The sequence below is a fragment of the Nocardia sp. NPDC003963 genome (assembly GCF_053605105.1).
The window spans coordinates 1-15,488 of record NZ_JBSGIP010000049.1 but is presented as its reverse complement, the minus strand read 5'-3'; the positions used below and the strand labels follow the sequence as shown (position 1 = coordinate 15,488).

General features: G+C 68.0%; 10 protein-coding genes. 6 read left to right on the top strand and 4 right to left on the bottom strand.

Annotated features, from left to right (window positions below; translation table 11 throughout):
* Positions 1 to 1,620: an acyl-CoA dehydrogenase family protein gene (locus ACWEWT_RS34080; RefSeq protein WP_452564967.1), complete on the bottom strand. Its 1,620-nt coding sequence runs from the start codon at positions 1,618 to 1,620 to the stop codon at positions 1 to 3.
* Between the two features lie 234 nt (positions 1,621 to 1,854).
* On the opposite strand from ACWEWT_RS34080, the gene ACWEWT_RS34075 reads away from it, so the two are divergent.
* Positions 1,855 to 3,333 (top strand): hypothetical protein, encoded by a 1,479-nt coding sequence (locus ACWEWT_RS34075; RefSeq protein ID WP_452564966.1) that lies wholly within the window; start codon positions 1,855 to 1,857, stop codon positions 3,331 to 3,333.
* A gap of 4 nt (positions 3,334 to 3,337) precedes the next feature.
* On the opposite strand, the gene pgi is transcribed toward ACWEWT_RS34075, so the two are convergent.
* On the bottom strand, positions 3,338 to 4,975 hold the full coding sequence (gene pgi, locus ACWEWT_RS34070) for a glucose-6-phosphate isomerase (RefSeq protein WP_452564965.1): 1,638 nt from the start codon (positions 4,973 to 4,975) through the stop codon (positions 3,338 to 3,340).
* A gap of 911 nt (positions 4,976 to 5,886) precedes the next feature.
* Here pgi and ACWEWT_RS34065 point away from each other — a divergent pair.
* Complete coding sequence (locus ACWEWT_RS34065) at positions 5,887 to 7,341, top strand: NAD-dependent succinate-semialdehyde dehydrogenase (protein WP_452564964.1); 1,455 nt, start codon at positions 5,887 to 5,889, stop codon at positions 7,339 to 7,341.
* A 91-nt stretch (positions 7,342 to 7,432) separates the two neighbouring features.
* On the opposite strand, the gene ACWEWT_RS34060 is transcribed toward ACWEWT_RS34065, so the two are convergent.
* Positions 7,433 to 7,744, bottom strand: coding sequence for a chorismate mutase (locus tag ACWEWT_RS34060; RefSeq protein WP_030522366.1), 312 nt, complete (start codon positions 7,742 to 7,744; stop codon positions 7,433 to 7,435).
* A gap of 338 nt (positions 7,745 to 8,082) precedes the next feature.
* Between ACWEWT_RS34060 and pcrA the strand changes: the two genes are divergently transcribed.
* On the top strand, positions 8,083 to 10,791 hold the full coding sequence (gene pcrA, locus ACWEWT_RS34055; RefSeq protein ID WP_452564963.1) for a DNA helicase PcrA: 2,709 nt from the start codon (positions 8,083 to 8,085) through the stop codon (positions 10,789 to 10,791).
* Between the two features lie 38 nt (positions 10,792 to 10,829).
* Positions 10,830 to 11,255 carry a hypothetical protein gene (locus tag ACWEWT_RS34050; RefSeq protein WP_452564962.1) on the top strand — a complete coding sequence of 142 codons (426 nt, stop codon included), beginning with the start codon at positions 10,830 to 10,832 and terminating at the stop codon, positions 11,253 to 11,255.
* Positions 11,256 to 11,308: 53 nt separating this feature from the next.
* Here the strand turns inward: ACWEWT_RS34050 and ACWEWT_RS34045 are convergent, their stop codons facing one another.
* Complete coding sequence (locus ACWEWT_RS34045) at positions 11,309 to 12,589, bottom strand: M23 family metallopeptidase (RefSeq protein ID WP_452564961.1); 1,281 nt, start codon at positions 12,587 to 12,589, stop codon at positions 11,309 to 11,311.
* A 607-nt stretch (positions 12,590 to 13,196) separates the two neighbouring features.
* Here ACWEWT_RS34045 and sucC point away from each other — a divergent pair.
* Together sucC and sucD are read left to right on the top strand one after the other, a co-directional pair.
* Positions 13,197 to 14,360 carry an ADP-forming succinate--CoA ligase subunit beta gene (gene sucC, locus ACWEWT_RS34040; protein ID WP_452564960.1) on the top strand — a complete coding sequence of 388 codons (1,164 nt, stop codon included), beginning with the start codon at positions 13,197 to 13,199 and terminating at the stop codon, positions 14,358 to 14,360.
* A gap of 42 nt (positions 14,361 to 14,402) precedes the next feature.
* Positions 14,403 to 15,317, top strand: coding sequence for a succinate--CoA ligase subunit alpha (gene sucD / locus ACWEWT_RS34035; protein WP_452564959.1), 915 nt, complete (start codon positions 14,403 to 14,405; stop codon positions 15,315 to 15,317).
* Positions 15,318 to 15,488: the final 171 nt, after the last annotated feature.

Below are 15,488 nucleotides of genomic sequence, written 5' to 3'. Positions count from 1 at the left end.
TCAGACGAAAGCCCGCTCGATGATCGCGGCCGTATCCACCCCGGTCGGCAGCGTGCCGAACGCGGCCCCCCAGTCTTCTCCCAGACGGGACGCGCAGAAGGCATCGGCGACCGCGCGATGACCGTGCCGAACCAGCTGCGCCCCCTGTAGAACCAGGGCCATCAGCTCCACGATCCGCCGCGCCCGGTACTCGATATCGCTGTGCTCGGCCAGTTCCTTGCCGAGCCGGTCGACAGCGTGATCCAGGTGGGGATTCTCGCCGCGCGCACGTGACACCTCCGCGAAGTAGGCCTCCACGGTCTCGGGCCGGGTGCCCATCGCGCGCAGTGCGTCGAGCGCGGCGATATTGCCCGACCCCTCCCAGATCGACATGAGCGGTGCCTCCCGGTAGAGCCGGGGCATCCCGGATTCCTCGACGTATCCGTTACCGCCGAAGCATTCGAGCGCTTCGGCGGCGTGCACGGCCGCGCGTTTGCACACCCAGTACTTGGTGACGGCGAGCGCGATCCGGCGCAGTGCCGCCTCGGCCGGATCGGCGGCGGCCCGGTCGGTGGCGCCGGCCAGTCGCAGCATGACCGTGGTGGCGGCCTCGGATTCGATCACCAGATCGGCCAGGACGTTGCGCATCGCGGGCTGATCGACCAGCGCGGCACCGAAGGCCCTCCGATGACGTGCGTGATGGACCGCGCGTACGGCGGCCGCGCGCATCCCCACCGCGGAACCGACAACGCAGTCGAGGCGGGTCATATTGACCATTTCGATAATGGTCTTCACCCCGGCACCCTCCGCGCCCACCAGCCATCCGGTCGCGTTCTCGTATTCGATCTCCGCGGAGGCGTTCGACCGGTTGCCGAGTTTGTTCTTGAGCCGCTGGAGCCGGATCGGGTTGCGGGAACCGTCGGGCAGCACCCGTGGCAGCAGGAAGCAGGACAGTCCGCCCGGGGCCTGCGCGAGCGTCAGGAACATATCGGACATGGGTGCCGAGGTGAACCATTTGTGCCCGACGATCCGGTAGCTGCCGTCCGGCCGCGGCACCGCGGTGGTGGTGTTGGCACGCACATCCGAACCACCCTGTTTCTCCGTCATCGACATACCGGCGATCAGACCGGCCTTGCCGGACGGTTCACGGAGTCCGAAGTCGTAGGTGCGTGCGGTGAGCAGCGGTTCGTACACTGCCGCCAGTTCCGGGTTGTGCCGCAGCGCCGGAACGGCGGCGTAGGTCATCGAGATGGGGCACATATGGCCGGCATCGGCTCCGCCCCAGACATAGAACTTCGCGGCCCGCGCCACATGCGCGCCGGTCCGGTCGTCGGCCCAGGGCGCACCGTGCAGTCCGTGCCCGACCGCGACTGTCATCAGGTCGTGCCAGTGCGGATGGAACTCCACCTCGTCCACCCGGTTGCCGTAGCGATCGTGGGTGTGCAGGACGGGCGGGTGTTCCTCGGCGAGCCGGCCCCACTCCTGCACCCGCTCGCTGCCGGCGAGTGCGCCGAGCTCGCGCACCTCCGCTTCCGCCCACCCGGCGCCTTCCCGGTGCAGTCCGGCCAGCAACGCGGGGTCCCGGGCGGCGTCGAACGGGGTGATCGGCGGGACCTGGTTGACGACCTCGTGCGTGAGCATCCATCGATTATGCGTCGTACGTCACATCGCGATACGGCGGGGATGACGACCGGTCGGTATCGCGGATCGGACGCTGTTCCCGGCCGGGTCACCGCACGGCACGGCTACGACATCCGGCGCTTCCGCCGGGTTCGCGCTCGGCCGCACCACTGCCGGCTGTCATCCGCTCCGGCGGGCGGCGGGCGGAGCGGATCCGTCGGCCGACCATCCCGAATCAACCGATAGCCTGTGCGAATGCGCCGGTTGAGCGTTGTCGACGAGATTTTTCTGCGGACCCATCAGGGGCTCGGCACCCCGATCGCCCTCCAGGGCCTGTGGCGGACCGGGGCGGCGGTGGACACCGCGGTCCTCACCGGGTTGTCCGAGGCCCTGCGTACCGGCCCGCTCGCCCGCCGGGTGGTGCGGCCCCGGATTCCGGGCGCCCGGTCCCGATGGCAGCACAACGAGCACGCGTATCCGCTGGACCTGTACAGCTCGGCACTCGCACCCGCGGAGATAGCGAGCTGGGCCGATACACGCGGTAACCATCTCGATCCGGAGCACGGCCCGGGCTGGCGGCTGTCGGCGGCGCCGCTCACCGGCGGGGGTACGGTAGTGGCCCTCACCTGCTCCCATGTTCTCACCGATGCCCGCGGCCTGATCATCGCCGTCGAACTGGCACTGCGGGAGCTGGATCCCGGTGCGAAGGCCGATACGGTGCGGACCGGTGACGGACCGATCGCGGGACCCGCCGGTGCGCGCGATTCGGATTGGGCCGACGCCGCACGTATCTGGGCGACGGTCGCCGTGGGCGGGATGCACGCTGCCGCGGCGCGTATCCCGCGTCGGGTACGGCAGCCGCTGTCCGCGAAAGCGGCCGGGACGGGAAGTTCCGCGGTGCGCGCGACCGGAGGGGACGCCCGTGCGCAACCCACCCCCTCCACATCGGGACGCCCGGTAACGGAACCGGATCCGCGACTCCCGCCCACCGAACCACCCACCACTGCCGGGCCGGCTGCGCTACCGAGGATCGCCCCGCCGGCCGCGCGCACCGGGAACACAGAGCCGCCTCGGTCCGGGAACGGCCGGATATCGGAGCCCGCCGTGATACTGCGCTGTCCGGCGCCGGACTGGGAGCGGATCGCCGGCGGATACGGTGGTACAGCGAACAGCCTGTTCATCTGGTTCGTCGCGAATACGCTGTGGGGTGCCGGTTTCGCGGGCGCCGAGATCGCGGCCAGTTTGCCGGTGGACACCCGCCACGAACCCCGGATCGACAACGACCTCGCGATGACCGAGATAACGGTGACCCCACCGGACGGTCCCGCCGAGATCCGGGCGAAGAGCCGCGCCGCCTACGAACGCCGGATATCGAGTCCCGGCGGCCTACCCGAGGAGTTCCTCCACCTGGTCCCGGACCGGGTCGCTCACCGGCTGTCCCGGGGAGCCGGTGAACGGGATGTCCTCTGCTCGAATATCGGCCGGATCCCCCCGGCGCTGTCCGTGCTCGGGCCGCACGAATGCACCGGTATCGCGACCCGGGCGATCCATCCCGGTCTCGTCCGCGCCGACCGGCCCCGGACCCGGCTGTCCGGCTACCTGTGCCGGTTCCGTGACGACTACATCCTGACGCTCGCGAGTCTCTACCCCGAACGAATCCCCGACGCCGCCGCGCTGCACGTGCTCGCCACCGCCACCGCCACGCGGGTGGAACTGCCGATCCGCCCGTGGTGAGCGCTCAGCGGTTGGCGCGGTACCAGCGGATCAGCGAATCGGTGGACGAATCGTCCTGCGGTGCGGGTTCTTCCGCGTCGGTGAGCAGCGGCGCGAGCGCCAGGGCCTGCTGTTTGCCCAGTTCCACACCCCACTGATCGAAACTGTCGATACCCCAGATCACCCCGGCCACGAATACCTGATGTTCGTAGAGCGCGATCAACTGTCCCAGCACCGACGGAGTGAGACGGGGTGCGAGGATCGTGGTGCTGGGCCGGTTTCCCGGCATCACCTTGTGCGGGATCAGTTCCGTCTGCGTGCCCTCGGCGGCTATCTCCTCGGCGGTCTTCCCGAACGCCAGGACCTTGGTCTGCGCGAACAGGTTGCTCATCAGGATGTCGTGCATACTGCCGGTGCCGTCACGGGTGGGCAGATCGTCGGTGGGGCGCGCGAATCCGATGAAATCGGCGGGAATCAGCCGGGTGCCCTGATGCAGAAGCTGGTAGAAAGCGTGCTGACCGTTGGTACCGGGTTCACCCCAGAAGATCTCGCCGGTGGCGGTGGTGACCGGGGAACCGTCCGCGCGCACCGACTTTCCGTTCGACTCCATGGTGAGCTGCTGCAGATAGGCCGGGAACCGGGCGAGATCGTTGGAGTACGGCAGGACCACGCGGGATTGCGCCCCGAAGAAATTCGAGTACCACACCCCGAGCAGGGCCAGCAGGGCCGGCGCGTTCTCCGGCAGCGGCGCGGTGGCGAAATGCCGGTCCATATCGTGCATACCGGCCAGGAACTCGGCGAAACGGTCCGGGCCGATCGTCACCATCACCGACAGCCCGATCGCCGAATCGACCGAATACCGGCCACCGACCCAATCCCAGAAACCGAACATATCGGCCGTATCGATACCGAATTCGGCCACTCGCGCGGCATTCGTGGACACCGCGACGAAATGTTTCGCTACGGCGTCGGGACCGAGCGCATCGACCAGCCACCGCCGCGCCGCGGTCGCGTTGGTGAGCGTCTCGAGCGTGGAGAAGGTTTTCGAAGCGACGATGAACAGGGTGGTCGCCGGATCCAGATCGGCCAGTGTCGCCACCAGATCGGCGGGATCCACATTGGAGACGAACCGGGCACCGATACCGGCGTCCGCGTAGTGGCGCAGCGCCTGATGCACCATGACGGGCCCGAGATCCGAACCGCCGATCCCGATGTTCACCACCGTCCGGATCCGCTGCCCGGTCGCGCCACGCCGATCACCCGAGCGCACGGAATCGGCGAAGGCGGCCATCCGGTCGAGCACCTCGTGGACCGCGGCGGCCGCGTCCTCGCCGTCGATGGTCAGCGCACTGCCCGCGGGCAACCGCAATGCGGTGTGCCCCACCGCCCGATCCTCGGAGGTGTTGATGTGCTCCCCGCCGAACATCCGGTCGCGCTGGCCCTCGACCCCCGCTTCCCGGGCCAGTTCCACCAGCAATTGCAGGGTTTCCCGAGTGACGCGATGCTTGCTGTAGTCGATCCGCAGCTCACCCGCGGTCAGCGTCAGATCGCGGCCGCGCGGTGGATCTTCGGCGAACAGATCCCTCAGCTGTAGGGCGGTGATCGCGGCGTGGTGATCGCGTAATTTCTGCCATGCCGCCGATGCGGTTATGTCGACGCTCACACTGGCCGAGCGTACAACCCACAGCGGCCGGACGCAGGCGGGGTCGGGACGTACCGCGCGTTCCGGGCGATCACACCGCCGGAGCGGAGGCATTTGCCGGCCGGTAGCCATGGGGTCGGTCGGGTATGTGCTGCAGGCCGTCCGGAGACTCGTTGTCGGAGTGCTGGGGGCTGGGCCGAACTGGAATGGTGGCGGTGGGCGGGGTCGACGGAGTGCGCACGGGGCCGGCTCGAGTGCGCTGGTGGGGGGTCGGGTGGAGTACTGGGAGCTGAGGTTCGCGGGGTTGGGTTTGGTCGGCGCGCTCGCGGAGAACCCGGACGGTCGAAGTGCTGGTGGGGCTGGGACGAACTGGAGTGCTCGCGGAGGGCGGGGTCGGCGGAGTGCCGGCGGGGCTGGGGTCGGCCGGGGCGCTCGTGGGGAGCCTGGGCGGCCGGAGTGCTGGTTTGGGGGCTGGGTGGGTCGAGGGCGCTCGTGGACGTGGGAAGGCGCAGGAAGTGCGCTTGCTCCTGAAGGTGGGATGTGGGCCTGGTTGTGAAGGTGCTGTGTTTTCGGTGCGCTGGCGCGTGCGGGGTCGAGGCCCCTGGTGTCCCGCCGTTCAAGCCTCGGGACTCGAGCCTTCGGCTCATGCGACGTGCGGTGGGCCGTCCGCGGAAGGTGACCTTTGCGCACCTTCGGCCAAGGGGCGGGACGGACTCAACCCTTTGTGGCGTCTCGTAAGTCGGTTTCCGCTGCCCCGAATAGGTCGGCATGCGAACCCCGTCTCTATTGCTACACCGGATCGCCGGCATGCGGACCCACCCCCTTTGTCCACTCCCGGACGGTCAACATTCGCAGGCGGGGTCAATAGGGCCCCACCCCCGCGGCGCCGAAGGCGCCGCCATAAACACTGCGGCTCGGCCTAGGCTGACGTGATGGCTTCCGAAACCGAAGTACTCGCGTCCGTACCGAAGCAACTGTGGATCGGCGGGCCCGTCGATGCCGCTGGTGGTGGCACCTTCGCCGTGCACAATCCGGCGAACGGTGAGGTTCTCGCGGAGGTGGCGGACGGGGCGCCGGAGGACGCGGTCCGGGCGCTGGATGCCGCGTCGGCCGCCCAGGCGGGCTGGGCGGCGACTCCGGCTCGTGAGCGCGGTGAGATCTTGCGCGCGGTTTTCGAGCGCATCACCGCGCGTGCCGAGGAGTTCGCGCTGCTGATGACCCTGGAGATGGGCAAGGCGCTACCGGAGAGCCGTAACGAGGTGCGTTACGGCGCGGAGTTCTTTCGCTGGTTCAGTGAGGAGGCCGCCCGGATCCACGGCCGTTACCTGCATGCGCCGTCGGGTACGGGGCGGATCCTGGTGCACAAACAGCCGGTCGGTCCCTGCCTGGCGATCACCCCGTGGAATTTTCCCCTCGCGATGGGCACCCGCAAGATCGGTCCCGCGCTGGCGGCGGGCTGCACCATGATCGTCAAACCTGCTTCGGCCACCCCGCTCACCATGCTGCTGCTGGCGAAGTTGTGCGCCGAGGCCGGGCTGCCCGACGGCGTGCTGTCGGTGATCACTTCCCGCCGGTCCGGGGCGCTCACCCAACCTCTGCTAAACGATCCGCGGTTGCGTAAGCTCACCTTCACCGGGTCCACCGAGGTCGGTCGTACGTTGGTCGAGAAGTCCGCGTCCGGCCTGCTGCGCACCTCGATGGAGCTCGGCGGGAACGCGCCGTTCGTCGTATTCGACGATGCCGATATCGATGCGGCCGTCGAGGGCGCCATGCTGGCGAAGCTGCGCAACGGTGGTGAGGCGTGTACTGCGGCGAATCGCTTCCATGTGCAGCGGGCGGTGGTGGAGGAGTTCACCGAGAAGTTCGTCGCCGCGATCAATTCGCGGGTCCGGTTGGGTCCGGGCGCCGACCCGGCCACCACCCTGGGGCCACTGGTCGACGAGCAACAGCTGAACACCGTCTCCGAACTGGTCGACGACGCGGTGTCGGCGGGCGCGTCGGTCCGGGTCGGCGGGAAGGCTCCGGGTGGGCCCGGCTGGTTCTATCCGGCGACCGTGCTCACCGATATCCCGGCGCGGGCGCGGATTCTGCGCGAGGAGGTTTTCGGGCCGGTGGCGCCGATCGTCGCTTTCGATACCGAGGAAGAGGGTCTGGCGGCGGCCAACGATACCGAGTTCGGGCTGGTGAGCTATCTCTACACCCGTGACCTCGATCGTGCGTTGCGTGTGGCCGAGGGGCTGGAGAGCGGCATGGTCGGTGTGAACCGCGGTGTGATCTCGGATCCGGCGGCGCCGTTCGGCGGGGTCAAGGCGTCCGGTTTCGGCCGGGAGGGTGGTACCGAGGGGATCGAGGAGTATCTGTCGACCAAGTACATCGCCATGACGTGACAGACAGTACGAACCGCCCTGGGGCGTGATCACCCGGGGCGGTTCGTGAGGTTGCGGCGGTCTGCGGGCCGTCGCGTCGGTTCTGTGGGGTCTAGCGTCCGAGCCGGCCGCGACCGAGTCGCAGTAGCAGCATCGCCAGGGTGTGACCCTCCTGACCCAGCTCGCTGAAGCGTTCCAGCACTTTCATTTCCCGGCTGTGTACCAGCCGGGTGCCCCCGGAGGCCATCCGGGTGCGTCCGATTACCCGCGAGATCTCCGTCCGGCGCTTGATCGCCGTGAGGATCTCCGCATCGAGCCGGTCGATCTCCTTGCGGAGCTTCTCGATCTCGGCTTCGGTCCGAGGGAGCTCCGAGTCCGTGTCGGTTGTCGAACCCGACCCGGTCGCCGTAGCGGGTGTGCTCATTTCTCATCTCCTCGTGTCAGAACCTGGATCGGCGCCGAGGCGCGTCGTGTTACCGGTCCAGAGCTCCTACACCGTGAAAAAGACCCGGCGGGTCTGGTAGTGCCGTTCCCCCTTACCTGCCCCGTCGGGGCCTCAGGTGCCCGGTCTGCGGCCCCGCTGTCCACACAACCGGCGCGGATGTTTCGCTGAAGGGCAAACCATATTGCCAGTTTGCCACGGTGTGCGATGTATGCAAAACGCTCACTGCTGGGGATATCGGGGCGACCCGGTGCGCGCGCGGGACCGAATTCGGCCGAGTGTTCGATCGTGTCGGGTCGCGGCGGTAGCGTGAACAGACGATGGACACCACCGCGGCAGCACTTCGTTCGGATTCGCACAATCCCCGGGCCACCTCCGCCGGCGGCTCACCGGAGCCCGGCGCGGCGGAGAATATGGCCCTACCCGGCCTGGAGTTGTCCGGTGCCGATCGCGCAGCCGCGGGCCCCGGTGGCCGTGAGACGGGTGCTGCGCCGGGCGGGCTGGCCGCGTTGCAGCGGCGGGTACAGGCCGAGCAGGCGCAGCAGCGTACGGATACCGCGCAGCGCCGGGCCGAGGACGCCGGACAGCTGCTCGACGGCCTCAATCCGCAGCAGCGTGCCGCGGTCCTGCACACCGGGCCCCCGCTGCTGATCGTGGCCGGGGCGGGTTCGGGCAAGACCGCGGTGCTGACCCGACGGATCGCCTACCTGCTGGCCGCTCGTGGCGCCACCCCCGGGCAGATCCTGGCCATCACCTTCACCAACAAGGCCGCCGCCGAGATGCGGGAGCGGGTCATCGAGCTGGTGGGCCCGCGTGCCGCGAGTATGTGGGTGTCGACCTTCCACTCCAGCTGTGTGCGCATCCTGCGCACCCAGGCGGCGTTGCTGCCCGGGCTGAACTCGAACTTCTCCATCTACGACGCCGACGATTCCCGGCGGCTGCTCACCATGATCTGCCGGGATCTGGAACTGGATGCCAAGAAGTACACGCCGAGACTGCTCGCGACGGCCATTTCGAATCTGAAGAACGAGCTCGTCGGGCCGGAGCGGGCGGGCAGCGACGCCGAATTCGAAGACGCGGAACTGCCGCGGGTCGTCGCCCGCGTCTACGCCGAATATCAGCGGCGGCTGCGCACGGCCAACGCGCTGGACTTCGACGATCTCATCGGCGAGACGGTCGGACTACTGCAGCGGCATCCCGAGGTCGCCGAGTACTACCGCCGTCGTTTCCGCCATGTCCTGGTCGACGAATACCAGGACACCAACCACGCGCAGTACGTACTCGTGCGCGAACTCGTCGGGCATCACACCCCGGGGACGACCGGTGAGGCCGCCGATACCGACGCCGGCGCGGCGGCCGCCGATCCCGGTATCCCGGAACCGGACCCGCATATCGTGCCGCCCAGCGAGCTCTGCGTGGTCGGCGACGCCGATCAGTCCATCTATGCCTTCCGCGGCGCCACGATCCGCAATATCGAGGAATTCGAACGCGATTTCCCCGATGCCGAAACCATCCTCCTGGAACAGAACTACCGGTCGACGCAGAACATCCTGTCCGCGGCCAACTCGGTGATCGCGCGTAACAGCAACCGCCGCGACAAACGGCTGTGGACCGATGCCGGTGAGGGCGAACTCATCACCGGCTATGTCGCCGACAACGAACACGACGAGGCGGCCTTCGTCGCCCGCGAGATCGATCGGCTGGTGGACGAGGAAGCTGCCGCCTATTCCGATATCGCGGTGTTCTACCGCACCAACAACAACTCCCGGGCCTTGGAGGAGATCTTCATCCGGATGGGCCTGCCGTACAAGGTGGTCGGCGGGGTCCGGTTCTACGAGCGCAAAGAGGTCCGCGATATCGTCGCCTACCTGCGCGTACTGGAGAATCCGGACGATGCGGTGAGCCTGCGCCGGATTCTCAACACGCCGCGTCGCGGTATCGGGGATCGCGCCGAGGCCTGTGTGGCCGTGCACGCCGAACAGCGCGGTATCGGGTTCGCCGAGGCACTGCGGGATGCCGCCGCCGGCGAGGTCGCGCTGCTGAACACCCGGGCGCGTAACGCCATCGCGGGGTTCGTCGCGCTGCTCGAACAGATCCGGGCCGCGGGCGAAATGGACGAGGTGGACTTTCCGGATGTCGGCGCGGTGGTCGAGGCGGTACTGGACCGCACCGGCTACCGGGCGGAGTTGGAGGCCTCCGACGATCCACAGGACGGTGCGCGGCTGGACAACCTGAACGAACTGGTGAGCGTCGCCGGGGAGTTCAGTTCCGAGGCCCGTAACGCGCTCGAGGCCGCACGGGCCGAGGGGCTGGTCCCGGAACCGGGTGAGGGTGAACCCGAGCCCGGTTCGCTGGCCGCGTTCCTGGAACGGGTATCGCTGGTGGCCGATGCCGACCAGATACCCGAGGAGGGCTCGGGCATGGTCACCATGATGACCCTGCACACCGCCAAGGGCCTGGAGTTCCCGGTGGTTTTCGTGACCGGTTGGGAGGACGGCCAGTTCCCGCATCTGCGTGCCCTCGGCGATCCCGCCGAACTGGCCGAGGAGCGGCGGCTGGCCTATGTGGGTATCACCCGGGCCCGGCGCCGCCTGTATCTCACTCGCGCGGTGGTCCGCTCGGCGTGGGGGCAGCCGGTGTTCAATCCGGAGTCCCGGTTTCTGCAGGAGGTCCCGGATCATCTGATCGACTGGAAACGGCTCGAACCCAAACGGTCCTCGGCTCCGGCGCAGTACGGTCGCCGCCGTGGCGCCGAGTCGGGTGATGAGGATTGGACCGGCGGCCGGTCGCAGTCCTGGGAGCCCCGGCCCGGTTTCGGGGAGGGACGCTCGGCCCGGCGCGGTGTATCCCGCAACAATGTCGGGTTGGTGCTGGCGGTAGGCGATCGGGTCAGTGACGACAAGTACGGTCTCGGCCGGGTGGTGGCCGCCGACGGGGTCGGCGATATGGCCAGTGTGACGATAGATTTCGGATCCAGCGGCACCATCCGGCTCATCCCGAAGTTCAGTCAGACGCTCACGAAGCTCTAGCGCACCCGCCGGGTCCGGCGGCGCGGTAGGTTCCGGTCATGGAGTCCATCGCCCGGCATCTGTTGTGGTTTCTGCCGATGCTCTGGCTCGGGATGGTGCTGGCGATCTCGTTTCTGGAGGCGCCGCTGAAGTTTCGCGCGCCCGGGGTCACCGTCGAACTCGGGCTGGGCATCGGACGTCTGGTCTTCCGGGCACTGAACACCGTCGAAGCCGTATTCGCGGCGGTGCTGCTGCTCGCGGCTGTCGTTCTCGCGCCCGCCGGTCCGGTGTGGGTTTGGCTGGTCGTCGCGGTGGCGATCCTGGCGGTGCAACTGGCCGCGGTGCGCCCGCCGTTGTCCCGCCGCTCGGATCGGGTGCTCGCGGGCGAGGAGTTGCCCCGGTCCGGGGCGCACTACTGGTACATCGGGCTGGAGATCGCCAAGGTGATCGCGTTGATCGGACTGGCGATCACCGCCGCGCCCTGAACGACCCTCGGCGCGCGAGGGTCGTGTGTCGAGCAGAAGATACGCGGATCCGGTCAGTCGCCGTTTCCGTTGAGTCCGATTCCACGGGTGGCCAGCCACGGCACCGGGTCGATCTTGTCGCTGCCGTTGAGCCAGACCTCGAAATGGCAGTGCGGGCCGGTGGAGAACCCACGGTTGCCGACGGTGGCGATCTGATCTCCCGCGAACACGTATTCACCGACCGACACCGTGGTGGTGTCGACGTGCCCGTAGACCGTGATGGTGCCGTCGGCGTGCAGCAGGCGAACCCACATACCGAAGCCGGAGGCGGGGCCCGCGTCGATGACCTCACCGTCGGCGACCGCGGAGATCGGAGTGCCGATCGGGGCGGCCACATCGATACCGAGATGCTGGACGCCCCAGCGGGCGCCGAATCCGGAGGTGTAGGAGCCGCTGGCGAATTTGGAGAACAGCGGGCGGAACTTGGCTTCCTCGGCCTGGGCGAGATCCTCGGCGAATTGTGCTCCGTTGGCCAGTATTTCGCCGAATCGGCTGGTATCCGCCGGAGCGTTACCGCCGAGCATCTGAGGTGACGCGGTATTCGGCTGCGCCGGATCCTCGGTGGCCATCGATTGCGCGGCGATCTCGTGCACCGAACCCGCGGCCTCGTAGTCGGTGGCCTGCTGCTGTGCCAGGTTCTGGTCGCCACCGGTCTCCGCGGTGGCGCACTGCCCCGCGGCTACCACCGCGCCCGCCGCCATGGCGACGACCGCGGCGCGGCCCTTGAGCGCGGACGGTGGGGCCGCTACCCGGTGCGCCCCGCGGGAACGGGACTGCCGGGGCTCGTCCGCTTCTTCCTCGACGACCGGCGCGTTCTCCAGCGCCTCGGCGATGGTCGCGGGTCTGTCGTAGCGCCCGGGCGCCTCGTGCTCGTACGCGGCGGGTTCGGGTTCGGGCCAGGACCGATCCGGTGTCGGCGACCAGGACTGTGGTTCCGACCAGCTCTGGTGGCTGTTCCAGTTCGGATCACTGTGCCAGGCGGGTTTCTGGTCCTGCTGCCATCCGCCCTGCTGCCAGCTGTCGTCCTGCGCCTGCTGGGCGGGGGCGGACCAATTGCTTGCCTGGGATTCGGCCCAGCCCTGGTTGGTCGACCAGAAGTCGTCGGCCGCGTTGCGGTGGACATCGGCGGCGGCGGACGCGGCGGCGGTGTTGAGCGGACGCCTGCGGGATCGGCTGTCGCCGGGGGCGCCGAACGCGTTGAACGGCTGGACTCCCTCGGCGGGCTGCGCGTCGTCGCGACGACGCCGACCGGTACGACCGTTGGCCTGGATATCGAATGTGCCGTGGTGGTTCATCGGCTGCTTCGCATCCGACCGGCGCCGGAGATCCGGTCGACAACACTGGGACGCGGTGCCGGAAGGGCTGCTGCCGAACGGCTCTGCGACTGCGGAGCGGGGTGCTGCGTCAAGCTGCCGTCCTCTCTAAACCTGCTCACAGGAGCAATATCACGGAGATCTCTACTCGCGCGACAACCGGGTGCGCAAGCATCCACGCTGTGCAACATTCGTGATCGGCCTGTGACATCGACGGCTTCGACGGTAACGAAATGATTGCGACGCGGCAAGCGGTAGGACGTTTTCAAACGTTACTGTGACATTGATCACGTTTTGAGCGGCGATGGAGCTCACGGCCGGACGCTCTGTCCGGTGATCTCGGCACCGCGACCACCTACTCTTCCCGGCTGTCCCCGCGTATCGCCTGCGGCCGGTCCGAAAGCTACTCGCGAGTAGCCTTGGCCTGCGGGTTTGACCTCCCCCCGGGAGGGCTCGTGACCTGCGCCACTTAGGATGAACGTGCCCGATCGGGCGTGCCTGTGAGTGGTTAGAGTCCGAACGACCCGCTACCGACGTCGGGCCGCCAACAAAGACGTTGTCATAGCAACGCAGACGAGACGGTGAGTACATGGATCTCTTCGAATATCAGGCGAAGGAGCTCTTCGTAAAGCACGGGGTGCCTTCGTCGGAAGGCCGCGTAACCGATACTGCCGAGGACGCCCGCGCCATCGCCGCGGAAATCGGCAAGCCGGTGATGATCAAATCCCAGGTGAAGGTCGGCGGCCGCGGCAAGGCCGGTGGCGTGAAGTACGCGGCCACCCCGGAGGACGCGTTCACCCACGGGCAGAACATCCTCGGCCTGGACATCAAGGGACACATCACCAAGAAGATCCTGGTCGCCGAGGCGAAGGATATCGCCGAGGAGTACTACATCTCCTTCCTGCTCGATCGCACCAACCGCACCTACCTGGCCATGTGCTCGGTCGAGGGCGGTATGGAGATCGAAGAGGTCGCCGCCACCAAACCCGACCGGCTGGCCAAGATCGCCGTCGACGCGGTCAAGGGTGTCGACCTCGCGTTCGCCCGCTCGATCGCCGAGCAGGGCCATCTGCCCGCCGACGTGCTGGACGCCGCCGCGGTGACCATCCAGAAGCTGTGGGAGGTCTTCGTCAACGAAGACGCCACCCTGGTCGAGGTCAACCCGCTGGTCCGCACCCCGGACAACGAGATCCTCGCCCTCGACGGCAAGGTCACCCTGGACGAGAACGCCGAGTTCCGTCACCCCGACCACGCGGAGTTCGCGGACAAGGACGCGACCGATCCGCTGGAGCTCAAGGCCAAGGAGAACGACCTCAACTACGTCAAGCTCGACGGTCAGGTCGGCATCATCGGCAACGGCGCCGGCCTGGTCATGTCGACCCTGGATGTCGTCGCCTACGCCGGCGAGAACCACAAGGGTGTCAAGCCGGCCAACTTCCTCGATATCGGTGGCGGCGCCTCCGCCGAGGTCATGGCCAACGGTCTCGACGTGATCCTGAACGACTCCCAGGTGAAGAGCGTCTTCGTGAACGTCTTCGGTGGTATCACCGCCTGTGACGCGGTGGCCAACGGCATCGTCAAGGCACTCGAGATCCTGGGCGACGAAGCGAACAAGCCGCTGGTGGTCCGCCTGGACGGTAACCGGGTGGAAGAAGGTCGCAAGATCCTCGCCGAGGCCGCGCACCCGCTGGTGACGCTGGCACAGACCATGGACGAAGGCGCCGACAAGGCCGCCGAACTCGCGGCCCGCTGAGCCGACCTACCAGGGCACGCCCAGTAAAGGACAAGAAGAACAATGTCAATCTTCCTCAACAAGGACTCGAAGGTCATCGTCCAGGGCATCACCGGCGGCGAGGGCACCAAGCACACCGCCCTGATGCTCAAGGCGGGGACCCAGGTCGTCGGCGGTGTGAACGCGCGTAAGGCGGGCACCACCGTCTCGCACACCGACAAGGACGGCAACGCGGTCGAGCTCCCCGTCTTCGCCTCCGTGGCCGAGGCCATCGAGAAGACCGGTGCCGACGTCTCCATCGCGTTCGTGCCGCCGAAGTTCTCCAAGGACGCCATCATCGAGGCCATCGACGCGGAGATCCCGCTGCTCGTGGTCATCACCGAGGGCATCCCGGTGCAGGACACCGCCTACGCGTGGGCCTACAACGTGGAGAAGGGCGCCAAGACCCGGATCATCGGCCCCAACTGCCCCGGCATCATCACCCCCGGCGAATCGCTGGTCGGCATCACCCCGGCCAATATCTCCGGCAAGGGCCCGATCGGCCTGGTGTCCAAGTCCGGCACCCTGACCTACCAGATGATGTACGAGCTGCGCGATTTCGGCTTCTCGACCTCCATCGGTATCGGCGGCGACCCGGTCATCGGCACCACCCATATCGACGCCATCGAGGCGTTCGAGAAGGACCCCGAGACCGAGCTGATCGTCATGATCGGTGAGATCGGCGGCGACGCCGAGGAGCGGGCCGCGGCCTACATCCAGGCCAACGTCACCAAGCCGGTCGTCGGCTATGTGGCCGGTTTCACCGCGCCCGAAGGCAAGACCATGGGCCACGCGGGCGCCATCGTCTCCGGTTCCTCGGGTACCGCGCAGGCCAAGAAGGACGCGCTCGAGGCCGCGGGTGTGAAGGTCGGCAAGACGCCGTCCGAAACCGCCGCCCTCGCGCGCGAGATCCTGGAGAAGGCGGCTGTCTCCGCCTGACCCGGCAGCACACCCGACTCGGGGAGGCCGTCCGCACCGCGGACGGCCTCTGTGTCTTTTGCGCCGCCTTCGGCGGCGCGGGGTGGGGCCCTATTAACCCCGGTTCTTCACTCCGCCGCTCAGTCGCTGCGCTCCTTCGCTCTGTCGCTCCAGAACCGGGGCGGGCCCCAC